General features: G+C 62.1%; 22 protein-coding genes. 15 read left to right on the top strand and 7 right to left on the bottom strand.

Features of this window, described 5'->3' with window-relative positions:
• The first annotated feature begins 151 nt into the window (after window positions 1-151).
• Both ACU5AZ_RS16610 and ACU5AZ_RS16605 read left to right on the top strand, forming a co-directional pair.
• A complete protein-coding gene (locus tag ACU5AZ_RS16610; RefSeq protein ID WP_446826031.1) occupies window positions 152-541 on the top strand; it encodes a globin domain-containing protein in 390 nt (129 codons plus the stop codon).
• A gap of 4 nt (window positions 542-545) precedes the next feature.
• Window positions 546-911, top strand: a complete 366-nt coding sequence (locus tag ACU5AZ_RS16605; protein WP_446823440.1) for a DUF423 domain-containing protein — start codon at window positions 546-548, stop codon at window positions 909-911.
• 29 nt (window positions 912-940) lie between these two features.
• Here ACU5AZ_RS16605 and ACU5AZ_RS16600 read toward each other — a convergent pair whose 3' ends face one another.
• From ACU5AZ_RS16600 to ACU5AZ_RS16585, 4 genes are read right to left on the bottom strand one after another with little or no spacing between them, the layout of a single operon-like run.
• Complete coding sequence (locus ACU5AZ_RS16600; RefSeq protein WP_446823439.1) at window positions 941-1,315, bottom strand: glyoxalase superfamily protein; 375 nt, start codon at window positions 1,313-1,315, stop codon at window positions 941-943.
• Between the two features lies 1 nt (window position 1,316).
• A complete protein-coding gene (locus ACU5AZ_RS16595) occupies window positions 1,317-1,631 on the bottom strand; it encodes an antibiotic biosynthesis monooxygenase family protein (protein WP_446823438.1) in 315 nt (104 codons plus the stop codon).
• 17 nt (window positions 1,632-1,648) lie between these two features.
• On the bottom strand, window positions 1,649-1,903 hold the full coding sequence (locus ACU5AZ_RS16590) for a hypothetical protein (RefSeq protein ID WP_446823437.1): 255 nt from the start codon (window positions 1,901-1,903) through the stop codon (window positions 1,649-1,651).
• Window positions 1,900-2,241, bottom strand: a complete 342-nt coding sequence (locus ACU5AZ_RS16585) for a DUF2325 domain-containing protein (protein WP_446826030.1) — start codon at window positions 2,239-2,241, stop codon at window positions 1,900-1,902. Before ACU5AZ_RS16585 ends, ACU5AZ_RS16590 begins: the two co-directional genes overlap by 4 nt.
• Before the next feature lie 379 nt (window positions 2,242-2,620).
• On the opposite strand from ACU5AZ_RS16585, the gene ACU5AZ_RS16580 reads away from it, so the two are divergent.
• A complete protein-coding gene (locus ACU5AZ_RS16580) occupies window positions 2,621-3,982 on the top strand; it encodes an NAD(P)-dependent oxidoreductase (RefSeq protein WP_446823436.1) in 1,362 nt (453 codons plus the stop codon).
• Between the two features lie 18 nt (window positions 3,983-4,000).
• The gene (gene preA, locus ACU5AZ_RS16575; RefSeq protein ID WP_446823435.1) at window positions 4,001-5,314 is read left to right on the top strand and encodes an NAD-dependent dihydropyrimidine dehydrogenase subunit PreA; all 1,314 of its coding nucleotides are present in this window, start codon (window positions 4,001-4,003) and stop codon (window positions 5,312-5,314) included.
• 49 nt (window positions 5,315-5,363) lie between these two features.
• Here preA and ACU5AZ_RS16570 read toward each other — a convergent pair whose 3' ends face one another.
• Window positions 5,364-6,134, bottom strand: coding sequence for an ion channel (locus ACU5AZ_RS16570; protein WP_446823434.1), 771 nt, complete (start codon window positions 6,132-6,134; stop codon window positions 5,364-5,366).
• 116 nt (window positions 6,135-6,250) lie between these two features.
• Here ACU5AZ_RS16570 and ACU5AZ_RS16565 point away from each other — a divergent pair, with 116 nt between their 5' ends.
• Window positions 6,251-7,183 (top strand): DMT family transporter, encoded by a 933-nt coding sequence (locus ACU5AZ_RS16565; RefSeq protein ID WP_446823433.1) that lies wholly within the window; start codon window positions 6,251-6,253, stop codon window positions 7,181-7,183.
• 31 nt (window positions 7,184-7,214) lie between these two features.
• Here ACU5AZ_RS16565 and rutR read toward each other — a convergent pair whose 3' ends face one another.
• The gene (gene rutR / locus ACU5AZ_RS16560; RefSeq protein ID WP_446823432.1) at window positions 7,215-7,907 is read right to left on the bottom strand and encodes an HTH-type transcriptional regulator RutR; all 693 of its coding nucleotides are present in this window, start codon (window positions 7,905-7,907) and stop codon (window positions 7,215-7,217) included.
• A 285-nt stretch (window positions 7,908-8,192) separates the two neighbouring features.
• Here rutR and ACU5AZ_RS16555 point away from each other — a divergent pair, with 285 nt between their 5' ends.
• The 3 genes from ACU5AZ_RS16555 to hydA all read left to right on the top strand — a co-directional run bounded on the left by ACU5AZ_RS16555 (window position 8,193) and on the right by hydA (window position 11,693).
• A complete protein-coding gene (locus ACU5AZ_RS16555) occupies window positions 8,193-9,446 on the top strand; it encodes a Zn-dependent hydrolase (RefSeq protein WP_446823431.1) in 1,254 nt (417 codons plus the stop codon).
• Window positions 9,447-9,478: 32 nt separating this feature from the next.
• On the top strand, window positions 9,479-9,913 hold the full coding sequence (locus ACU5AZ_RS16550; protein ID WP_446823430.1) for an endonuclease domain-containing protein: 435 nt from the start codon (window positions 9,479-9,481) through the stop codon (window positions 9,911-9,913).
• A gap of 325 nt (window positions 9,914-10,238) precedes the next feature.
• A complete protein-coding gene (hydA, locus tag ACU5AZ_RS16545) occupies window positions 10,239-11,693 on the top strand; it encodes a dihydropyrimidinase (RefSeq protein WP_446823429.1) in 1,455 nt (484 codons plus the stop codon).
• A gap of 184 nt (window positions 11,694-11,877) precedes the next feature.
• Here the strand turns inward: hydA and ACU5AZ_RS16540 are convergent, their stop codons facing one another.
• Window positions 11,878-12,288, bottom strand: coding sequence for a cupin domain-containing protein (locus tag ACU5AZ_RS16540; protein WP_446823428.1), 411 nt, complete (start codon window positions 12,286-12,288; stop codon window positions 11,878-11,880).
• Between the two features lie 79 nt (window positions 12,289-12,367).
• Between ACU5AZ_RS16540 and ACU5AZ_RS16535 the strand changes: the two genes are divergently transcribed.
• From ACU5AZ_RS16535 to ACU5AZ_RS16505, 7 genes are all read left to right on the top strand, one after another.
• Window positions 12,368-13,159: an ABC transporter ATP-binding protein gene (locus ACU5AZ_RS16535; protein WP_446823427.1), complete on the top strand. Its 792-nt coding sequence runs from the start codon at window positions 12,368-12,370 to the stop codon at window positions 13,157-13,159.
• A 199-nt stretch (window positions 13,160-13,358) separates the two neighbouring features.
• Window positions 13,359-13,754 carry an endonuclease domain-containing protein gene (locus ACU5AZ_RS16530; RefSeq protein WP_446823426.1) on the top strand — a complete coding sequence of 132 codons (396 nt, stop codon included), beginning with the start codon at window positions 13,359-13,361 and terminating at the stop codon, window positions 13,752-13,754.
• Window positions 13,751-14,635, top strand: a complete 885-nt coding sequence (locus ACU5AZ_RS16525; protein WP_446823425.1) for an ABC transporter permease — start codon at window positions 13,751-13,753, stop codon at window positions 14,633-14,635. The genes ACU5AZ_RS16530 and ACU5AZ_RS16525 overlap by 4 nt, the downstream gene beginning before the upstream one ends.
• On the top strand, window positions 14,632-15,504 hold the full coding sequence (locus tag ACU5AZ_RS16520) for an ABC transporter permease (RefSeq protein ID WP_446823424.1): 873 nt from the start codon (window positions 14,632-14,634) through the stop codon (window positions 15,502-15,504). The genes ACU5AZ_RS16525 and ACU5AZ_RS16520 overlap by 4 nt, the downstream gene beginning before the upstream one ends.
• A 20-nt stretch (window positions 15,505-15,524) precedes the next feature.
• Entirely contained in the window at window positions 15,525-16,508 is a 984-nt protein-coding gene (locus ACU5AZ_RS16515) for an ABC transporter substrate-binding protein (RefSeq protein ID WP_446823423.1), read from the top strand.
• Between the two features lie 340 nt (window positions 16,509-16,848).
• Window positions 16,849-18,042: an efflux RND transporter periplasmic adaptor subunit gene (locus ACU5AZ_RS16510; RefSeq protein ID WP_446823422.1), complete on the top strand. Its 1,194-nt coding sequence runs from the start codon at window positions 16,849-16,851 to the stop codon at window positions 18,040-18,042.
• A gap of 13 nt (window positions 18,043-18,055) precedes the next feature.
• Window positions 18,056-21,361 carry an efflux RND transporter permease subunit gene (locus tag ACU5AZ_RS16505; protein ID WP_446823421.1) on the top strand — a complete coding sequence of 1,102 codons (3,306 nt, stop codon included), beginning with the start codon at window positions 18,056-18,058 and terminating at the stop codon, window positions 21,359-21,361.
• Window positions 21,362-21,656: the final 295 nt, after the last annotated feature.

Raw genomic sequence — 21,656 nt, 5'->3', positions numbered from 1 at the left:
TAGCCGCCGCACCCAATCACCGGCCGGAGAAGCAATCAAGCCCCGCGATGCAGGCCGGCCACACGGGCGCGCCGAAACGCCGCATGACGGGCCGTGCGCTTGCGGTCTCTGCACCGTTGCGAATATGACAATGGAACAAGGGTTGGTAATGATGAGCAACGAAACGATCACGCTTTACGAGGCCATCGGTGGCGACGCCACCGTCAAGGCCCTCGCCCGCCGCTTCTATGAACTGATGGACACCTTGCCGGAAGCCGCCCGCTGCCGCGCCATCCATCCGGCCGATCTGTCCGGCTCCGAGCAGAAGCTCTACGACTATCTGACCGGCTATCTCGGCGGACCGCCCGTCTATGTCGAAAAGCACGGCCATCCCATGCTGCGCCGCCGGCATTTCATGGCCGCGATCGGACCGCTGGAGCGCGACGAATGGCTCCTGTGCTTCCGCCGTGCCATGGATGAAACGATCGAGAACGAGAAACTCAGGGCCATCATCTGGCCGCCGATCGAGCGCCTCGCCCATCATATGCAGAACCGGGAATAAGCCCTTGCCGAGACTCCAGAATATCATCCTGTTTCTTGCCGGGCTGACGGGCCTTTCCGGCGTTGCGCTTGCCGCCGCCGCCAGCCATCTCGGCGACCGCTACCTGCTCGGCAACGCCTCGCTGATCTGCCTCAGCCATGCGCCGGTGCTCATCGGCCTCGTTGCGCTGTGGACGAAGGCGCGGACAATCCCGGTAGCAGCCGTCGTGCTATTCGTCGGCATCCTGCTTTTTTCGGGAGATCTCGTCAGCCGCCACTTCACCGGCGCGGCTCTGTTTCCGATGGCAGCACCATCCGGCGGCGTATTGATGATGGCAGGATGGCTGTTGATCAGCCTCGGCGCGTTCTTCCCGGCGAAATCCGAGCGCTGAAGCCCCTTCGCTGCAGGCGATGTGCCCGGTCAGGGCATGCTGCTGAAGCGCAGCAGGTTCCAGTGCGGATCGTGAACGAAGAACTCCACCACGTCCGGCTGGCGTTCGCATAAAGGGCTCAGATGATCGAGACCCGCTTCGCTGAACTCCTCGTAAAGGCCACGAATGCCGCTGCCGCGCAGGAAGATGCAGGAGTTTTCGCAGAGTTTGGGATCGTCGACCTGCCAGAAATGCAATTCCATGCAGCCACGGCGAACGACGAGATAGGACTTCTCGTCATGAGGAACCTGTTCAAATCCAAGCCTGTCCCGGTAGAAGGCCAGCGTCACGTCGAGGTCCAGCGACGGCAGCACCGGCAGGACCTCCACCAGACAGTCGTCGCTCGTTGCATGTTCGGCAGTCACGTCATGCTCCTTCGACGTCCGTAAATCCTTCGAACACCGGCGGTCCCAGATACATTCCCTTGTGGTCGGCGGCGTGCCTGTGGGCCTGCCGGAAATTCTCCGACTTCGTCCAGTTCAGAAAATCGGCCTCGCTCTTCCAGAGCGAGTGCGATGCAAAGAGGGTATATCCCTCTTCCGCGAATGTCTTGCCGCGCAACAGCCTGAAACCCTCGAAGCCCGGCACGCTCGCCAGGCTCGAATCGCGGTTCTTCCAGACATTCTCGAATGTCGTTTCCGCGCCGCAGGCGACCTTGAAACGGTTCATTGCTACATACACTCGAATGCCCCCCCTCGTCATGTGCGGGCACTCTGCCGAAATGACCGGACAAACGCAATCACGCGTCCTGCGGCCTCCACATTCGATTGCATGCCCCGCTGCCCGGCAAACTGCCTTTTCTGAGGCAATGGTAAAACGTTCGATAATGCCGCCCGCCGCTCGCGCTCATCCTCGACAATCTGATGGAGTTCGACGACAAAACCGCCGTTTTCCGCCTGCATCAGCTTGTGAAGACCGATCAGCGTCGACCTTTCTCCGGCTTCGATGATCACTGCAGTCCATCCCGCTCATGCAGGTCGGCCAGCGCCCGCTCGAGGCTTGATTTCGAGCCGTTTCGCAATGGAATGAAGGCCTTGCCGAACTTCTTGCAGCCGGTTTTTACACGCAGGCACGCATCATGGCTGATGCAGTTGACCGGGCAGAACACGCAGTCGACCGACGGCAGAACCGTGTCGATCCGGGACACCGCCTCACGCAGGCCGCCGTCATGGTGCAGCAATTCGGCACCGTAGCTCTCCGCGAGCTCTCTGAGATGCGCAACCTGACAGTCACGGCCACCCACATAGAGGAAGCTGCGGCCGCCAAGTCCCTGGCGCTCTCCCGAAGACATCTCGTTCTGCACCTGCGGCTGATTGCTCCGGTCGCGCTTCTTGATCTTCTTCGCCATTGGCAGATTCCCTCCTTGCAAGCATCAAGGCTTCAAGCCCCTTTGATGCCGGAACCATATAAAACCTGATTTTTATAATCAACTATAAATATGATCAAATAACTCATGTTTTTTCACACCGGAAAACGGCCAATGCGAACGCCTGAATCAGAGTGTGAAGACCATGCAACTCAGCATCAGGTAACCGGAATAACCGATTCAAATCATTGACTTGCAGAGACCGACGGCACGCCGTCAGACAGTCAAATATTTACCGTTTGATAAAATTTTTAAGCTGAGTTACCGTTATCCCAGTCGCCATACCAAAAAAGAGGGAACGTTCATGGGACGACTGGATTCCGGCATTGCCGCCGGCAGGCTTCAGCCTGCCGAATACGAGACGAATTTCTCCGACCTGCACCCGCGGCTCGACAAGCATGAGGCACTGGTCGCCTCCGACCGCTGCTACTTCTGCTACGACGCGCCGTGCATGACGGCCTGTCCCACCTCGATCGACATTCCGATGTTCATCCGCCAGATCGGAACCGGAAATGCGATCGGCGCGGCAAAGACCATCTTCGACCAGAACATCCTGGGCGGCATGTGCGCCCGCGTCTGTCCCACCGAAACGCTCTGCGAGGAGGCCTGTGTGCGCAACACGGCCGAGGAGAAGCCGGTCGAGATCGGCCGCCTGCAGCGTTACGCGACCGACATCGCAATGGGCGAAGGCAAGCAGTTCTACAGCCGTCCCGCCTCGACCGGAAAGACGGTCGCCGTCGTCGGTGCCGGCCCGGCCGGGCTCGCCTGCGCCCATCGTCTCGCCATGCACGGCCATTCCGTCGTCGTCTACGAAGCCAAGGAAAAGGCAGGCGGCCTGAACGAATACGGCATCGCCAGCTACAAATCGACCGGCGGCTTTGCCCAGAAGGAAGTCGACTACGTGCTTTCGATCGGCGGCATCGAGGTCAAGAACGGCCAGATGCTCGGCCGGGACTTCTCGCTCTCCGACCTCGCCTCGGACTATGACGCCGTCTTCCTCGGCATGGGGCTGGCTGGCGTCAACGCGCTCGGAGCCGAAGGCGAGGAAACGTCAGGCGTCATGGACGCCGTCGACTTCATCGCCGAACTGCGCCAGTCCACCGACCTATCCACCCTTGCCGTCGGCCGCCGCGTCGTCGTCATCGGCGGCGGCATGACCGCCATCGACGCCGCCGTTCAGGCAAAGCTGCTCGGCGCCGAGGAAGTCACCATCTGCTATCGCCGCGGCAAGGAAAACATGAACGCCTCGGAATTCGAGCAGGACCTCGCCGCCTCCAAGGGCGTCATGATCCGCCACTGGCTGCAGCCGAAGAAGGTGATCGCCAAGGACGGCAAGGTCGCCGGCATCGAAGTCGAATACACCGAACTGAAGGACGGCAGACTGTCGGGCACCGGCGAGACTGGCCTCATTGCCTGCGACCAAATCTTCAAGGCGATCGGCCAGACCTTCGAGGCGACCGGCCTCGGCGCCCTCAAGATCGAAGGCGGACGCATCGCCATCGACAGTGAAGGCCGCACCTCCGTCTCCGGCGTATGGGCCGGCGGCGACTGCGTGAAGCTGGGCGAAGACCTGACGGTGACTTCGGTCGCGCAGGGTCGCGATGCCGCAGAATCGATCAACAAGGCTCTGGCCGCCGGCACCGTCCGCGCCAGCGCCGTGGCTTGAAGGAAGGGATGAGGGACAATGGCTGATCTTCGCACGAACTTCGTCGGCATCAAATCGCCGAACCCCTTCTGGCTCGCCTCCGCGCCGCCGACCGACAAGGCCTACAATGTCCAGCGCGCCTTCAAGGCCGGCTGGGGCGGCGTCGTCTGGAAGACGCTCGGCTCGGAAGGCCCGCCGGTCGTCAACGTCAACGGCCCGCGCTACGGCGCGATCTGGGGGGCCGACCGCCGTCTGCTCGGCCTCAACAACATCGAGCTCATCACCGACCGCGACCTCTACGTGAACCTGCGGGAGATGAAAGAGGTCAAGATGAAGTGGCCCGACCGGGCGCTCGTCGCCTCGATCATGGTCCCCTGCGTGGAAGAGGAATGGAAGGCGATCCTGCCGCTGGTCGAAGAAACCGGCGCCGATGGCATCGAACTCAATTTCGGCTGTCCGCACGGCATGTCCGAGCGCGGCATGGGTGCTGCGGTCGGCCAGGTGCCGGAATACATCGAGATGGTCGTGCGCTGGTGCAAGCAGTACACGCGCATGCCGGTCATCACCAAGCTGACGCCGAACATCACCGACATCCGCAAGCCGGCCCGCGCCGCAAAGGCCGGCGGCACCGATGCGGTGTCGCTGATCAACACCATCAACTCGATCGTCTCCGTCGACCTCGACAACATGGCCCCCTCGCCCACTGTCGGCGGCAAGGGCACCCATGGCGGCTATTGCGGCCCGGCGGTCAAGCCGATCGCGCTCAACATGGTTGCCGAGATCGCCCGCGATCCGGAAACCTACGGCCTGCCGATCTCCGGCATCGGCGGCATCACCACCTGGCGCGACGCGGCCGAATTCATGGCCCTCGGCTCCGGCACCGTCCAGGTCTGCACCGCCGCCATGACCTATGGCTTCAAGATCGTCGAGGAGATGATCACCGGCCTTTCCGCATGGATGGACGAAAAGGGCTATGCGACGCTCGACGACGTCGTCGGCCGCGCCGTTCCCAACGTCACCGACTGGCAGTACCTGAACCTCAACTACATCGCCAAGGCCCGCATCGACCAGGATCAGTGCATCAAGTGCGGCCGCTGTCACATCGCCTGCGAGGACACCTCGCACCAGGCGATCACAGCCATCGTCGACGGCGCCCGCAAGTTCGAGGTCATGGAAGACGAATGTGTTGGCTGCAACCTCTGCGTCAACGTCTGTCCCGTCGAGGGCTGCATCACCATGGTGCCGCTCGAAGCCGGAGCGATGGACGAGCGCACCGGCAAGCCGGTCGACCCGAACTACGCCAACTGGACGACCCATCCCAATAACCCGATGTCCCGTCAGGCCGCGGAATAAGTGTCCTCCTCAAACTCCAAGCGCCCGGTTCGTCCGGGCGTTTTTTTGTTCAGACGTCGCCCTCGTTGGGAATGTTCAGCACGGTGCCGCAATGCTTGCAGTGCACCGCATCGCGCTCATGCTGGGAGAGACCGCATTGCGGACAGGGATATTTCACCTTCGACGGGCGGAAGATCGTCTGCACCAGACGCAGGAACAGCGACACGCCGAACACCATGATCAGGATCGAAAGCAGCCGTCCCGTCTGGCCCTGCAGCGTGATGTCTCCGAACCCCGTCGTCGTCAGTGTCGTGACGGTGAAATACATCGCGTCGAGGAAATGCCGGACGTTCGGATTGACGCCCACCTGGGTCACGAACACCGCTTCGGTCATGACGAAGATGAAGATGAACATGTTGGTGGCGCTGAGGATCACCTCCTCGTTGCGCTTGAAATAGGGAAAGTCATGCCGGAGCCTGTTCTGCAGCCGGTAGGAGCGCAGCAGCCTCAGAACCCGCAGACCGCGCAGGAAGGCGAAGTTCTCGCCGAGAATGGGCGCGAGGAACGACAGCATGGCGACCAGGTCGGCAAGATTGAGCGGATGAATGAGAAAGGCCGGCTTCTTCTTCGCGATCCAGAATCGCGCCGCATAGTCGGCCAGGAGGTAGAGGCCGAAGACCACGTCCAGCGCTTCGATCAGCGCCGAACCGTAATAGAAGGTCGAGACGACGAGAAACAGGATCGTCAGGACATCGACGCCAAGAAGCGTGTATCGAAACCGGTGTGCGGCATCGCTGTCGCCTTCGTACAGTTCGTAGATCCGCGCTTTCAGCCTCTGCAATATGCCGCCCCCGTTTGATTTCATCCCCCTGCTTGGCAGTTTTGGACGATTGCGGCAAGACAACCCGGCACTTTAAGGCTAAAGCACGTTTCAACCTCACAGCCAGGGGCAGAACCTTGAAGCAGGATGTTCAACCGCAAAAATCGATCCACAACACCCATGCCACGGGTGCTGTGAAGCTTCGCGCGCACCTGGCGATGCTGTCCTTCTCGCTGCTGGTGGCCGGATCGTTTTCCCTTGGAGGCATGGCCGCGCAGCACATGCCGGCGGCCGAACTGCAGTTCATCCGCTACATGATCAGCATCGTCGTCATGGCGGGCATGGCCTTCATCATGTTCCGCCAGCGCTTCGCCATTCCGGTCCAGCCCTGGCGCTTCGCCATCTACGGCATGCTGATGGGCACCTACATGCTGACCATGTTCCTGGCGCTGGAAATCACCAGCCCGGTGCAGACGGGCGCAGTCTTCACGCTCATGCCGCTGGCGAGCGCCGCCTTTGCCTTCGTGATCCTGAAGCAGCATACCCGGCCCGGCGTTTTCCTGAGCCTCGTGATTGCGGCGAGCGGCGCGATCTGGGTGATCTTTCGTGGCGACGTGCAGGCAATCCTGCGCTTCGACATCGGCAAGGGCGAACTGATCTATTTCGTCGGCGTTCTCTGCCATGCGGCCTACGTGCCGCTCTTGCGCAAGCTCGATCGCCGCGAGCATCCGACCGTCATCGGCTTCTGGCTCTCCGTCGCTGTCAGCATCTATCTGCTGTTTCCGGCCGCCCCGCAGATCGCCGTGACCGATTTTTCGGCCATGCCGCCGATCGTCTGGACGGCGCTCGCCTATCTGTCGGTGGTCACCACGGCCATCACCTTCCTGCTGATCCAGTACGGCTCGATGCGCCTGCCGGCGCCGAAGGTGCTCGCCTACAACTACCTGACGCCGAGCTTCATCATCATTCTCGAAGGGTTGATCGGCCATGGCTGGGCAAGCCCCGCCGTCTTCGCCGGCGCGCTAGTGACCGCCTGCGGCCTGATCGTCACCGGCCTTTTGCCGGATTGACGTCACTCAAGCGACCGGCACGCCGGCTCGCTCAGACCGCACCCGAAGCAAGTCCGCCCTGATTCTGCGTGATCGTGGCGTCTGAAGATTTCACCCTGAGCCCTTCGATGAAGAGCTGCTCAAGGAACCGGGCGGCATCCTCGAACCGGCCATCACCCGAAAGCTTCTGGCCGAGAACAGCCCGCACCTGGACGTCGAAGTCGGCATAATGCTGCGTCGTCGCCCAGATCGAGAAGATCAGGTGATAGGGATCGCATTTGGCGATCTTGCCGGCCTTGGCCCAGGCGCGGATCACCGCCGCCTTCTCATCGACCAGTTCCTTCAGCGGGCCGGCGAGCTCATCCTCGATATGCGGCGCGCCCTGCAGCACCTCGTTGGCAAACAGCCGGCTTTCCCGCGGGAAATCGCGCGCCATCTCCAGCTTGCGCCGGATATAGGAGCGGATCTCGGCCTCCGGATTGCCGGCCGCGTCGAAGGCCCTCAGCGGCTCGAGCCAGGTCTGCAGCACCCGGTCGATCAGGGCCCGGTGCATCGCCTCCTTGGTGCGGAAATAGTAGAGCAGGTTCGGCTTCGACATCTCGGCGACCTCGGCGATCTGGTCGATCGTCGCGCCCTTGAACCCGTAGGAGGAAAAGACATCCAGCGCGGCCTGGAGGATGACCTCCTCCTTCTCTTCCTGAATGCGGGTCCTGCGCTGCGTTTTCGCCGCCCTGGCCTTCACCATGTACGCCTGTCTCCTCGCCTCAAAAATTCATGACCGACGGCAAAAAGTGCCGCAAGAATGCGCATGCGGAAAACCTATGCAAAATCTTCGCGCCGACACTTCTTTTTTGGCTTTTCCGACTTGAGTGGCGCTGCGGAAATTGTAATGTTTACCAATCGGTCAAATTATCAGACAGAAATGCCGTGAAGGCAACTGATATCCGGCGGCGAACAAAAACAATAAGCGCCGCACCGACAATGGGAACGAGACCGGCAGACCGCCGGCGAAAATGGCGAGGATGAAATCATGGTGGCAGCACCCGGCGAAAACATGCGCGTCAACGGCGACCGCCTGTGGGACATGCTGATGGAGATGGCGAAGATCGGCCCCGGCATTGCCGGCGGCAACAATCGCCAGACCCTGACGGATGCCGACGCCGAAGGCCGCAAGCTCTTCCAGACCTGGTGCGAGAATGCCGGCCTGACGATGGGCGTCGACACGATGGGCAACATGTTCATGACGCGGCCCGGCACCGACCCGGACGCCCTGCCCGTCTACGTCGGTTCGCACCTCGATACCCAGCCGACCGGCGGCAAGTTCGACGGCGTCCTCGGCGTGCTCGGCGCGCTGGAAATCGTCCGCTCGATGAACGACCTCAACATCAAGACCAAGCACCCGATCGTCGTCACCAACTGGACGAACGAGGAAGGCGCCCGCTTCGCGCCCGCCATGCTCGCCTCCGGCGTCTTCGCCGGCGTCCACACTCAGGACTACGCCTATAACCGCACCGACCCCGAGGGCAAGAAGTTCGGCGACGAGCTGAAGCGCATCGGCTGGGTCGGCGACGAGGAAGTCGGCGCCCGCAAGATGCACGCCTATTTCGAATACCACATCGAGCAGGGCCCGATCCTCGAGGCGGAGGAAAAGCAGATCGGCGTCGTCACCCACTGTCAGGGCCTCTGGTGGCTGGAATTCACCCTGACCGGCAAGGAAGCCCATACCGGCTCGACGCCGATGAACATGCGCGTCAATGCCGGGCTCGCCATGTCCCGCATCCTGGAAATGGTGCAGGACGTCGCCATGAGCGAACAGCCGGGCGCCGTCGGCGGCGTCGGCCAGATGTTCTTCTCGCCCAATTCCCGCAACGTCCTGCCCGGCAAGGTCGTCTTCACCGTCGACATCCGCACGCCGAGCCAGGAAAAGCTCGACCGCATGCGCGCCAGGATCGAGGCGAAGGCGGCGAAGATCTGCGAGGATCTCGGCGTCGGTTGCTCGGTCGAGGCCGTCGGCCATTTCGATCCCATCACCTTCGACCCGAAGCTGGTCACCATGGTCCGCGACGCTGCCGAACGCCTCGGCTATTCCCACATGAACCTGATTTCCGGCGCCGGCCACGACGCCTGCTGGGCCGCCAAGGTGGCGCCCGCCACCATGGTCATGTGCCCCTGCGTCGGCGGCCTCAGCCACAACGAGGCCGAGGAAATTTCTAAGGAATGGGCCACCGCCGGCGCCGACGTGCTGCTGCACGCCGTGCTCGAAGCTGCGGAGATTGTGGAGTGATGCTTTCTCCACGGGAAAGTGGGAGTATCTGGATGGCAGCGAAGTCCGAGGCATGGCTTCGAAAACCCGGCGCTACAGCACGGGCCAGAATACTGCGCGCAAACGATACGGAACCGGAATATCGTCTGTGGAGCGATCTTCGGGGCCGGAGATTGAACGGACATAAGTTTTCACGGCAGATCCCGCTGGGGCCTTACATCGTGGACTTCGTCTGCCGGGAAAAGAATCTGGTGGTCGAGCTTGATGGCGCGCAACATGCCGAAAGCCAGGTTGACGATATACGGACGGACTGGCTTAACGCCAACGGCTACTCAGTCCTGCGCTTCTGGAATGAAGAGGTTTTGAAGGAACCCCGCGCGGTGCTGGAAACCATGCTGGCCGTTCTGGAAGGCGAGATTTTCGAACGATGTGACACTTTGCGTTTCTATCCCGCGACGGCGGCTGCTCAAGGGGAACGGCAAGAATGAGAGCAGTTTGCACCCCCGTTTATGGGAACCCCTCATCCGCCCTTCGGGCACCTTCTCCCCAGGGGGAGAAGGCGAGACCGCCGCACCCGACAGCCAGTAACGCACGCCATCAAATGGCGCAGAAGACAGTAACCGCGCCCTCCCTCTTCTCCCCTTGGGGAGAAGGTGGCGCAAAAAGCCGGATGAGGGGTTCCAATCGACATGGAAAGCACACCGTCATTCAGGTCTCGGGATCAAAGACCCGGGAACACAGCTCCGCACCGACACCTCTAAACCCCATGCATCACAGCAACAAAGCGCAGGATTCCGAAGGGGAGTATTCAAAATGTCCACAGTCATCAAGAACGGCACCATCGTCACCGCCGACCTGACCTACAAGGCCGACGTCAAGATCGATGGCGGCAAGATCGTCGAGATCGGCCCGAACCTGTCCGGCGACGAGACGCTGGATGCGACCGGCTGTTATGTCATGCCGGGCGGCATCGATCCGCACGTCCACCTCGAAATGCCCTTCATGGGCACTTACTCCTCCGACGATTTCGAGAGCGGCACGCGCGCTGGCCTTGCCGGCGGCACCACCATGGTCGTCGATTTCTGCCTGCCCGATCCCGGCCAGTCGCTGCTCGACGCGCTCAACCGCTGGGACAACAAGTCGACCCGCGCCAACTGCGACTACTCCTTCCACATGGCGATCACCTGGTGGAGCGAGCAGGTCTTCAACGAGATGGAGACCATCGTCAAGGACAAGGGCATCAACACCTTCAAGCACTTCATGGCCTACAAGGGCGCGCTGATGGTGGATGACGACGAGATGTTCTCCTCCTTCCAGCGCTGTGCGGCGATCGGCGCGCTGCCGCTGGTGCATGCCGAAAACGGCGACATCGTCGCGCAGATGCAGGCCAAGCTCTTGGCCGAAGGTAATAACGGCCCCGAGGCGCACGCCTATTCCCGTCCGGCCTCCGTCGAGGGCGAAGCCACCAACCGCGCCATCATCATCGCCGACATGGCCGGCGTACCGCTCTATGTCGTGCACACCTCCTGCGAACAGGCGCATGAAGCGATCCGCCGTGCCCGCCAGAACGGCATGCGCGTCTATGGCGAACCGTTGATCCAGCACCTGACGCTGGATGAGAGCGAGTACGCCAATGCCGACTGGGATCATGCCGCCCGCCGGGTCATGTCGCCCCCCTTCCGCGACAAGCGCCATCAGGACAGCCTCTGGGCAGGCCTCGCCAGCGGCTCGCTGCAGGTGGTCGCAACCGACCACTGCGCCTTCACCACCGACCAGAAGCGTTACGGTGTGGGCGATTTCACCAAGATCCCGAACGGCACCGGCGGCCTCGAAGACCGCATGCCGATGCTCTGGACCTACGGTGTCGCGACCGGCCGCATCACCATGAACGAGTTCGTGGCGGTCACTTCCACCAACATCGCCAAGATCCTCAACATGTACCCGAAGAAGGGCGCGATCCTCGTCGGCGCCGACGCCGACCTCGTCGTCTGGGATCCGACACGCGAGAAGACGATCTCGGCTTCAAACCAGCAGTCGGCGATCGACTACAACGTCTTCGAGGGCAAGAAGGTCAAGGGCCTGCCGCGCTACACGCTCACCCACGGCGTCGTGGCGATCGAGGAATCGACCATCAAGACGCGCGAGGGCCACGGCCAGTTCGTGAAGCGCGAACCCTTCCCTGCCGTCAGCACGGCGCTGTCCACCTGGAAGGAAATCACCGCCCCGCGCAAGGTCCAGCGCACGGGCATCCCGGCGAGTGGGGTCTAGCAACGCGATGGCAATGCGTCGCTCAATCTCTTTTCCCCCTCTGGCCTGCCGGCCATCTCCCCCACAAGGGGGGAGAAGACTCGCGGTGAACCATCGCCACAATGACGACACGAGCGGTTGGGTCAGCCCCTCCCCCTTGTGGGGAGGGGTTGGGGAGGGGAAAGTCGCGAACCTTGCCAGCGCCTCACGGCACCAGCCCATCCAGCTCCGGCGTCAAAACCACGCTTTCCTGCTCGTTCGGGTCTGTCCGCGCGATGACCGCCGTGCAGGGCACTGTCCCGGTGTTGACCGGCACATGCGGCACGCCGGCCGGGATGTAGAACATGTCGCCGGCGCGCTGCACCTGGATGTGTTCAAGCTTCTCGCCGAAATAGGTCGTCGCTTCGCCCCCCACGATGTAGATCGCCGTCTCGTGGCTTTCGTGAAAATGCGCCTTGGCGCGCGCACCGGGCGGAATGGTCAGCAGCATCATGGCGATGCCCGTCGAGCCGACGCTTTCGGCGCTAATGCCCTCGATATAGGAAAAGCCCTGCTTGCCGTCATAGGTCTCGGAGGGGCGGATGGTCTTGCATTGGGGATACGTCGACGATGACATGAGCGGAAACTCCCTGACATGAGACAAGAAGGACGGATATACCGTCACGGGGACAGATTTTACAACAAACTGGGATCACATGGCTGAACAATCGAAAACGGTCGTCGAGGCGAAGGGGCTTGGCCTGACATTTCAGACCAATGACGGGCCGGTGCACGCCCTGTCCGACGTCAATCTGGAGGTCAAGAAGGGCGATTTCGTCTCCTTCATCGGCCCGTCTGGCTGCGGCAAGACCACCTTCCTGCGCGTCATCGCGGATCTCGAAAAGCACACCTCCGGCACGATCACCGTCAACGGCACGACGCCGGAGGACGCCCGCAAGAACCGCGCCTACGGCTATGTCTTCCAGGCCGCCGCGCTTTATCCCTGGCGCACCATCGAGCGCAACGTCGCCCTGCCACTCGAAATCATGGGCTATTCGGATGCCGAGAAGAAGAAGCGCGTCGAGCAGACGCTGGAGCTCGTCAATCTTTCCGGCTTCGGCAAGAAATTCCCCTGGCAGCTGTCAGGCGGCATGCAACAGCGCGCCTCGATCGCCCGCGCGCTCGCCTTCGACGCCGATCTGCTTTTGATGGACGAACCCTTCGGCGCGCTCGACGAGATCGTTCGCGACCACCTGAACCAGCAGCTGCTGGAACTCTGGGAGCGCACCAACAAGACCATCTGTTTCGTCACCCACTCGATCCCGGAAGCCGTCTATCTCTCGACGAAGATCGTCGTCATGAGCCCCCGCCCCGGCCGCGTCACCGACATCATCGAATCCACCCTGCCGAAGGAGCGCCCGCTCGACATCCGCGAGACCCCCGAATTCCTCGAAATCGCCCACCGCGTCCGCGAGGGCCTTAAGGCGGGGCATAGCTATGAGGAGTAGTGCCGGAGGTTTTGAGAGAAATGCCCCTCCCCAACCCCTCCCCACAAGGGGGAGGGGCTTCATTGCCGATGCGCTTCCACCCGGACAACGACCCGGGTTATCAACAGTATCTGTTGCTAATGTAAATGCGGTCCCGCACGGTGAGCCCCTCCCCCTTGTGGGGAGGGGTTGGGGAGGGGTTAACCTCATCCGCAGAGGTATGGAGGGATGCAGCATGCCGCATTCAAACATCCAACCCAAAACGAGGTCTCGCGCTCGAGAACTCCGGCGCGAAATGACCAAGGCCGAAAAAGCCATGTGGGACATGTTGCGCGACCTTCGTCCCCTAGGCGCGCACTTCAGGAGAGAGACACCAGTCGGTCCGTACATTGCTGATTTCGCCTGGCTTTCGGCACGTGTTATCGTTGAAGTGGACGGGCACAGCCACGAAACGCGTGAAGGCCGTCGCCACGACCATCGGCGTGATGCTTTTCTGAAAGCAAACGGTTTCACGATATTGCGCTTTGACAACGACCAGGTGCTTGATGGACCCGACTTCGTATTCCTGAGGATCAGGGAAGCGGTATTGTCGTTTTTGAAGGAGGGTGAATATTGACCCTCCGCACCAAACTCCTCCCCATCCTCACCGTCATCCTCGCCATCGTCGCGATCTGGTATGTCGCGGCGCTCTTCATGAACCACACGCTGGCCGCGGAAGAAGCGATCCGCAAGAACGAGAACCTGACGGCGGGCGAGGTCTGGCTGAAGTCCTATGCGATGGACAAACCGCTCCTGCCCGCGCCGCATCAGATCGTTGCCGAAATCTGGAAGACGACGGCTGAGATGAAGGTGACGTCCAAGCGTTCGCTCGTCTATCACGCCTGGGTGACGCTATCGGCCACCCTGCTGGGCTTCGCGCTCGGCACGATCACGGGCGTCCTGCTCGCCGTCGGCATCGTCCACAACAGGGCGATGGACAAGTCGCTGATGCCGTGGATCATCGCCTCACAGACAATCCCGATCCTCGCAGTGGCGCCGATGCTGATCGTCGTCCTGAATGCCATCGGCATTTCCGGACTGCTGCCGAAGGCGCTGATCTCGACATACCTCTCCTTCTTCCCGGTCGTCGTCGGCATGGTGAAAGGCCTGCGCTCGCCGGAAACGATCCAGCTCGACCTGATGCACACCTATAATGCCAGCCGCAGCCAGCTCTTCTGGAAGCTGCGCTGGCCGTCGGCCGTCCCGTTCCTGTTTGCCTCGCTGAAGGTGGCGGTCGCCATTTCCCTGATCGGCGCGATTGTCGGCGAACTGCCAACGGGCGCCGTCGCCGGGCTCGGCGCACGGCTCCTGTCGGGGTCCTATTACGGCCAGACGATCCAGATCTGGTCCGCCCTCTTCGTTTCGGCCATCGTCGCCGGCGGCCTCGTCTTCCTCGTCGCCGCCATCGAGAAGCTGGTGATGAAGTCCATGGGCGCCAAACCGGAGGCGCTTGCATGACGACGACGATCACCATTATCGCCGCCCTTGTCATCTGGCTCGGCGCCTGGGCCCTCAACGAGAAGCTGGTGCATGTCACGCCGGCAAGCCCGGCGAGCGCGCGGCGCATCAACCTCGCCGTCCCGGCCATTTTCGGCCTGACGCTTCTGGTGCTCTGGGAACTCATCACGCGCGGGCTGAACGTACCGGAGATCCTGCTGCCGGCTCCAAGCGCCATCCTTGCCGAAGCGGTCACGGCCTTCCCGACCCTCTGGCTCGATCTCGTCCAGACGGTCTTCAAGGAAGTCCTGACCGGCTATGTCATCGGCTGCGGCCTCGGTTTCGCCGCCGCACTGCTGATCGATCGGTCGCCCTTCCTTAAAGCCGGCCTTCTGCCGCTCGGCAATTTCATCTCGGCGCTGCCGATCATTGGCATCGCGCCGATCATGATCATGTGGTTCGGCTTCGAATGGCCGTCGAAGACCGCTGTCATCGTGCTGATGATCGTCTTCCCGATGCTGATCAACACCGTCGCCGGCCTGTCCGCCGCCGGCCACATGGAGCGCGACTTGATGCGCACCTATGCGGCCAGCTGGTGGCAGACGATGGTCAAGCTTCGCCTGCCCGCTGCCTGGCCGTTCATCTTCAACGCGCTGAAGATCAATTCGACCTTGGCGCTGATCGGCGCTATCGTCGCCGAATTCTTCGGCTCGCCGTCGGTCGGCATCGGCTTCCGCATCTCGGTCGAGATGGGGCGCATGAACACCGCCATGGTGTGGGCCGAAATCCTGGTGGCTGCCGTCACCGGATCCTTGTTCTACGGGATCGTCGCGCTCATCGAGCGCAAGGTCACGTTCTGGCATCCGTCTGTCCGTGGTGGACAGGCGTAACAAAAAGAGGGAACTGAAACATGAAACTGAAGATTGCGACATTGCTGGCCGCGACCGCGCTGGCATTCTCGGCCCTCCAGGCTCAGGCCGCCGACAAGATCACCCTGCAGCTGAAATGGGTCACCCAGGCGCAGTTCGCGGGTTACTTCGTCGCCAAGGACAAGGGCTTCTACGACGAGGAAGGCCTCGACGTAGAAATCAAGCCGGGCGGACCGAACATCGCACCGGAACAGGTGATCGCCGGCGGTGGCGCCGACGTGATCGTCGACTGGATGGGCGCAGCACTTGCCGCCCGCGAAAAGGGCGTGCCGCTCGTCAACATCGCCCAGCCGTACAAGAATGGCGGTCTGGAAATCATCTGCCCGAAGGACGGCCCGATCAAGACCGTTGCCGACTTCAAGGGACACACGATCGGCGTATGGTTCTACGGTAATGAAGTGCCCTTCTTCGCGCTGATGAACCGCGAAGGCCTGAAGACCGGCGAAGGTGCGGACGAAGTGAAGGTCCTGCAGCAGAGCTTCGACGTTCAGCCGCTCATCCAGAAGCAGGCCGACTGCATCCACGTCATGACCTACAACGAACTCGGCCAGGCGATCGATGCCGGCTACACGCTCGACAAGCTGACCGTCTTCAACTACGCCGAGATGAACGCCAACCTTCTTGAGGACGGCCTTTATGTGCTGGGCGACAAGCTCGAAGACCCGGCCTTCAAGGCCAACATGGTCAAGTTCGTCCGTGCCTCGATGAAGGGCTGGGCCTATGCCAAGGACAACCCGGAAGAAGCAGCCGACATCGTTCTCGAAAACGACACGACGGGTGCGCAGACCAAGGAACATCAGGTCTACATGATGACCGAAGTGGCCAAGCTTCTGGGCGATTCCACCGGCGTTCTCGATGAAGCCGCCTACGACCGCACCGAGAAGGCCGTGCTCGACCAGAAAATCATCACCAAGAAGCCGGAAGGCGCCTGGACGCATGAGATCACCGACGAAGCACTGAAATAAAATCGCTTTTTCGGATATTCTAAAGAAGCCGCGCGGGAAGAGACCTCCCGCGCGGCTTCGCATTTGGGCGGATTCGATCAAGATGTGTAAACGCCCCGATTGACAGCGCCTTTTGCAGCGCACAGAATAAAATCAAGCAAACAGTGGAATTAAATGGATGCGCTGCCTTGTAAGCGTCTTTCGCAGATCCCATGTTGTTGCGGCTTGCGATATGAAGGGGGCTTTCTGACGTCGCAAAGGCTGCATGAAATGCGTCAATGAGCAACCATTTTGAACAATCCTGCCTCAGTCCGCCCCGGCTGTCGCTGCGGTTGTTGAGCGACCTTTCCGGAACCGTCACATGACCCGATTTAAGCGTTTGATCCTGAGTGCGGCAATTTCGGCCGTTGCCCTTGCAGCCCCGCTCGCCGGCCATGCCGAGGAGGCCCCGGCGGCCACCAAGGAAACGCGGCAATTCCCGGCAATCATCGTCACCAAGGTTGAAGACAGGAACCTCACGGATCGCCTGATCGCCACCGGTACGGTCAAGGCCGTCGAGGAAGTCTATATCCAGCCGCAGGTCGATGGCCTCGCGATCCAGAGCCTGGGCGCCGATATCGGCGACCGCATCGAAAAGGGTGCGGTCATGGCCGTGCTGTCGACCGACGCGCTTCTCCTGCAGAAGAGCCAGCTGGAAGCCAACAAGGCAAAGGCTGAAGCATCCCTCGCCCAGCTGCAGGCGCAGCTGATCGAGGCCAAGGCCAATGCCGACGAAGCCGTCAACCAGCGGGAGCGTGCGCGCAAGCTGAAGACCTCCGGCACGGTCTCCACCTCGCAGGTGGACCAGCTGACCGCGTCCGCGGCCGGTGCCAATGCTCGCGTCACGGCCGCCGAACAGGCGATTGTTGTCGCCAAGGCCGACATGAAGGTCGTCGACGCCCAGATCGCCGACATTGATCTGAAGCTAGCCCGCACCGACGTCAAGGCACCAGTGTCGGGTGTCGTATCCGCCAAGAACGCCAAGGTCGGCGCGATCGCCAGCGCCGCCGGCCAGCCGCTCTTCACCGTCATCCGCGACGGTGCGGTCGAACTTGTCGCCGACGTCGCCGAGGGCGACGTCCTGCGCCTCAAGCCCGGCCTGAAGGCCCGCATCACGCTTGCTGGCGGTTCCGACGTGCTGGACGGCTCGATCCGCCTGATCGACCCGACCATAGATCCGACCACCCGGCTTGCCTCGGTCCATATCGCCATCGACGACCCGGCAAAGGCACGCGCCGGCATGTACGGCAGCGCCGAGATCATCATCAAGGAAGTCAACGGCATGGCCCTGCCGCTGACCGCAGTCAACAGCGGCGAGACCGGTTCCACGGCCCGCAAGGTCAAGGACGACCGCATCGAACTGGTGAAGATCGACACAGGCGTCCAGGACGGCGACTACATTCAGGTGCTGAGCGGGCTGACGACCGGAGATACGGTGGTCGCCAAGGCCGGTGCCTATGTCCGCAACGGCGACCGCATCACGCCGGTCGAAGACATGCCGACGGCATCGAACTGAGAAGGCTGGAACGATGAATTTCTCTGCCTGGTCCATCCGCAATCCGGTCGCCCCGCTGCTTGCCTTCGGCATGCTCATGTTCCTGGGCTACCAGTCCTTCATGAACCTCCCGATCACCCGGTTCCCGAACATCGACGTGCCGATCGTGTCCGTCGTGGTCACCCAGAGCGGCGCCTCCCCGGCTGAACTCGAAATGCAGGTGACGAAGGAGATCGAGGACGCCGTCTCCGGCATTTCCGGGGTCGATGAAATCCAGTCGACCGTCTCCGACGGCTCCTCGCAGACCGCCGTCGTCTTCCGCATGGAAGTGCCGACCGATCAGGCCGTCCAGGACGTCAAGGACGCCATCGACCGCATTCGCGGCTCGCTGCCCGCCGCCGTTGATGAGCCGATCGTCTCGAAGGTCGACGTCGAGGGACAGGCGATCCAGACCTTCGCGGTCTCCGCCCCCAACATGACGCTCGAGGAACTGTCCTGGTTCGTCGACGATACGGTCAAGCGGGCGCTGCAGGGCCAGCCCGGCGTCGGCCGCGTCGACCGTTACGGCGGCGCCGATCGCGAGGTCCGCATCGAACTCAACCCCGACAAGCTCGGCGCCTACGGCATCACCGCCGCGGATGTCAGCAAGCAGCTGAAGGGCGTCAACACCGACCTCGGCTCCGGCCGCGGACAGGTCGGCGGTGCCGAACAGGCGATCCGCACGCTCGGCGATGCCCGCAGCGTCGCAGCGCTCGCCGACACGACGATCTCCGTCGGCAACGGCCTCTTCGTCAAGCTCTCCGATCTCGGCGTCATCAAGGACACCTACGAGGAACCGAAATCCTTCTCGCTGTTCAACGACACCCCCGTTGTCACCTTCGGCGTCTTCCGCTCCAAGGGTGCGAGTGAGATCTCCGTTGCCGAAACGGTTGGCGAAGCGCTGGACAAGGTCCGCGCCGACAATCCCGGCGTTGATATCTCGCTGGTCAATGATTCCGTCTATTACACCTACGGCAACTACGAATCCGCCATCGACACGCTGCTCGAAGGCGCGCTGCTGGCCGTCATCGTGGTCTTCCTGTTCCTCAAGAACTGGCGCGCCACCCTGATTGCCGCGGTCGCCCTGCCGCTCTCGGCCATCCCGACCTTCTGGGTCATGGACATGATCGGCTTCTCGCTCAACCTGGTGAGCTTCCTCGCCATGACGCTGGCGACCGGCATTCTCGTTGACGACGCGATCGTGGAAATCGAGAACATCGCCCGCCATATCAAGATGGGCAAGACGCCGTACCGGGCAGCGATCGAGGCCGCCGACGAAATCGGCCTCGCCGTCATCGCCACCTCGTTCACCATCATCGCCGTCTTCGTGCCGGTGTCCTTCATGCCGGGCATTCCGGGCCAGTACTTCATCCAGTTCGGCCTGACGGTCGCCTTCGCGGTGTTCTTCTCGCTGGCCGTCGCCCGCCTGATCACGCCAATGATGGCCGCCTACCTGATGCGCTCCACCGACACGATGGACGATCACGAGGGCAATGACGGCAGGCTGATGCGCGCCTACACGCGGATGATCAAGGCGACCACCGGCCGCTGGTATACCCGTTTCGGCACGCTGATCGGCGCCGTCGCATTCCTCGTCGGTTCGCTGATGCTGCTCGCCCAGGTACCGGGCAGCTTCCTGCCGCCGGAAGACGCCTCGCGCATCACGCTCTCGGTGGAACTGCCTCCGAACGCCTCGCTCGAGGATACGGAGAAGGTCACCGACCTGATGTACGACCGGCTGCACACGATCCCCGAGGTCGAGAACGTCTTCGTCCTCGACGGCGCCTCGCCGAAGGGTGACCTGGAGCTGCGGCGCGCGACCGTGACGCTCAACCTGCACAAGATCGAGCATTCGCTGCTCAAGATGGTCGTCAACGATGTCTTCGGCCGACTGCCGCTGATCGGCCCCTACCTGCCGAAGATGGAAGTGCACGGCCGCGTCAAGCCGCAATGGGATGTGGAAACGGAAGTCTTCGCACGGCTGAAGGACATTCCCGACGTTCACATCCTGAAGCTCAACGACCGTGGCGAGCGCGACCTGTCGTTCAACTTCCTCTCCAAGAACGAGAAGGATCTGAACGAGGCCGTCGCAATCCTCGAGTCCAAGCTTCGCAACGAGCCGTCGCTCGCCAATGTCAGCGCCGAAGGCTCCCTGCCCCGGCCCGAATTGCAGATCCGCCCGCGCAAGGACCAGGCGGCACGCCTCGGCATTACGCCGCAGCAGATCTCCGAGGTCGTCCGCATCGCGACGATCGGCGACGTGGATGCGGCCCTGCCGAAAATGTCGCTCGACGATCGCCAGATCCCGATCCGCGTGCAGGAATCGCTCGACATGCGGCGTAACCTCGCTGAAATCCGGGCGCTGAAGATCCGGACGTCCTCCGGGGTCATGGTACCGCTCTCGAGCGTCGCCGACGTCGACTATTCGGAAGGCGTAAGCTCCATCAAGCGCAACAACCGCAACCGGGTCGTCACCATCGGCGCCGACCTGCCCAAGGGCGTGGCGCTGGATACCGCGACGGCGGCCTTCAAGGACATCTTCGCCAACACAGAGCTGCCGAAGAGCGTACAGCTTGCCGAAAGCGGCGATGCGAAGGTGCAGGCAGAAATGCAGCAGAGCTTCGTCAACGCCATGCTGATGGGCCTGCTTCTGGTTCTCGGCGTGCTGATCCTGCTCTTCAAGGACGTCATCCAGCCCTTCACCATCCTGTTCTCGCTGCCGCTGGCGATCGGCGGCGTGGCTGTAGCGCTGATCGTGACCAACAATCCGCTCTCCATGCCCGTGCTGATCGGCATCCTGATGCTGATGGGCATCGTGACGAAGAACGCCATCCTTCTGGTCGACTTCGCCATCGAGATGCGCCATCAGGGCATGCACCGGTTGCAGGCCGTGGTCGAGGCGGGCCGCAAGCGCGCCCGGCCGATCATCATGACCTCGATCGCCATGTCCGCCGGCATGCTGCCCTCCGCCATGGGCGTCGGCGAAGGCGGCACCTTCCGCGCGCCAATGGCAATCGCGGTGATCGGCGGCATCATCGTCTCGACGGTGCTGAGCCTTGTGGTCGTGCCCTCCTTCTTCCTGATCATGGACGACGTGTCCCGCTTCTTCGGCTGGATCTTCGGCCGGCTGGTCGGACCAAAGGAGGAAGAGCCCGAGCCGAGATCGGCCGAAGACATCGCCCAGGCGGTGGAAAGCAGCCAGGCCGCCATTTCCAACCTCGCGGACAAGGTCTCCCGGCTGGAAAAGGAACGCAGCGGCGGCAGCAACATCATCAAGTTGCCTCCACTCGCCGCCGAATAGGCAGCCCGCATCCCATAAGACTGACGAAAAAGGCGCCGGAATTTCCGGCGCCTTTTTGTTGTCCGCCGCATTCCAGCCGACGCGTCCGGCTCATGCAAACTTTTTTCCCTGTTCATCAGGATGAATTGACTGAAATCAAATGGTTCCAGCAGCGGACGCGCTAAGCAGATGGAAACGTGACCGGGTTGCATCCGCCGACAACTCCGCACCCGCCACGTGACGAGGGAAAGGTCCCCACTCCCTGTCGAGGCACTGGAACTGGGACGGCTGTCATAACGGTGTTCACGCCGGATTT

The sequence above is a fragment of the Rhizobium sp. PAMB 3182 genome (genome assembly GCF_052908355.1).
The sequence above is the reverse complement of the archived record's forward strand: the minus strand, read 5'-3'. Positions and strand labels throughout refer to the sequence as shown.

Bases quoted from the DNA above. Each gene is read 5' to 3' on its own strand.
- ACU5AZ_RS16610 (WP_446826031.1), top strand. From the start codon at position 152: ATGAGCAACGAAACGATCACGCTTTACGAGGCCATCGGTGGCGACGCC.
- ACU5AZ_RS16585 (WP_446826030.1), bottom strand. From the start codon at position 2,241: ATGTCTTCGGGAGAGCGCCAGGGACTTGGCGGCCGCAGCTTCCTCTAT.
- ACU5AZ_RS16580 (WP_446823436.1), top strand. From the start codon at position 2,621: ATGGGACGACTGGATTCCGGCATTGCCGCCGGCAGGCTTCAGCCTGCC.
- preA (WP_446823435.1), top strand. From the start codon at position 4,001: ATGGCTGATCTTCGCACGAACTTCGTCGGCATCAAATCGCCGAACCCC.
- rutR (WP_446823432.1), bottom strand. From the start codon at position 7,907: ATGGTGAAGGCCAGGGCGGCGAAAACGCAGCGCAGGACCCGCATTCAG.
- ACU5AZ_RS16555 (WP_446823431.1), top strand. From the start codon at position 8,193: ATGGTGGCAGCACCCGGCGAAAACATGCGCGTCAACGGCGACCGCCTG.
- ACU5AZ_RS16550 (WP_446823430.1), top strand. From the start codon at position 9,479: ATGGCAGCGAAGTCCGAGGCATGGCTTCGAAAACCCGGCGCTACAGCA.
- hydA (WP_446823429.1), top strand. From the start codon at position 10,239: ATGTCCACAGTCATCAAGAACGGCACCATCGTCACCGCCGACCTGACC.
- ACU5AZ_RS16540 (WP_446823428.1), bottom strand. From the start codon at position 12,288: ATGTCATCGTCGACGTATCCCCAATGCAAGACCATCCGCCCCTCCGAG.
- ACU5AZ_RS16535 (WP_446823427.1), top strand. From the start codon at position 12,368: ATGGCTGAACAATCGAAAACGGTCGTCGAGGCGAAGGGGCTTGGCCTG.
- ACU5AZ_RS16530 (WP_446823426.1), top strand. From the start codon at position 13,359: ATGGAGGGATGCAGCATGCCGCATTCAAACATCCAACCCAAAACGAGG.
- ACU5AZ_RS16520 (WP_446823424.1), top strand. From the start codon at position 14,632: ATGACGACGACGATCACCATTATCGCCGCCCTTGTCATCTGGCTCGGC.
- ACU5AZ_RS16515 (WP_446823423.1), top strand. From the start codon at position 15,525: ATGAAACTGAAGATTGCGACATTGCTGGCCGCGACCGCGCTGGCATTC.
- ACU5AZ_RS16510 (WP_446823422.1), top strand. From the start codon at position 16,849: ATGACCCGATTTAAGCGTTTGATCCTGAGTGCGGCAATTTCGGCCGTT.
- ACU5AZ_RS16505 (WP_446823421.1), top strand. From the start codon at position 18,056: ATGAATTTCTCTGCCTGGTCCATCCGCAATCCGGTCGCCCCGCTGCTT.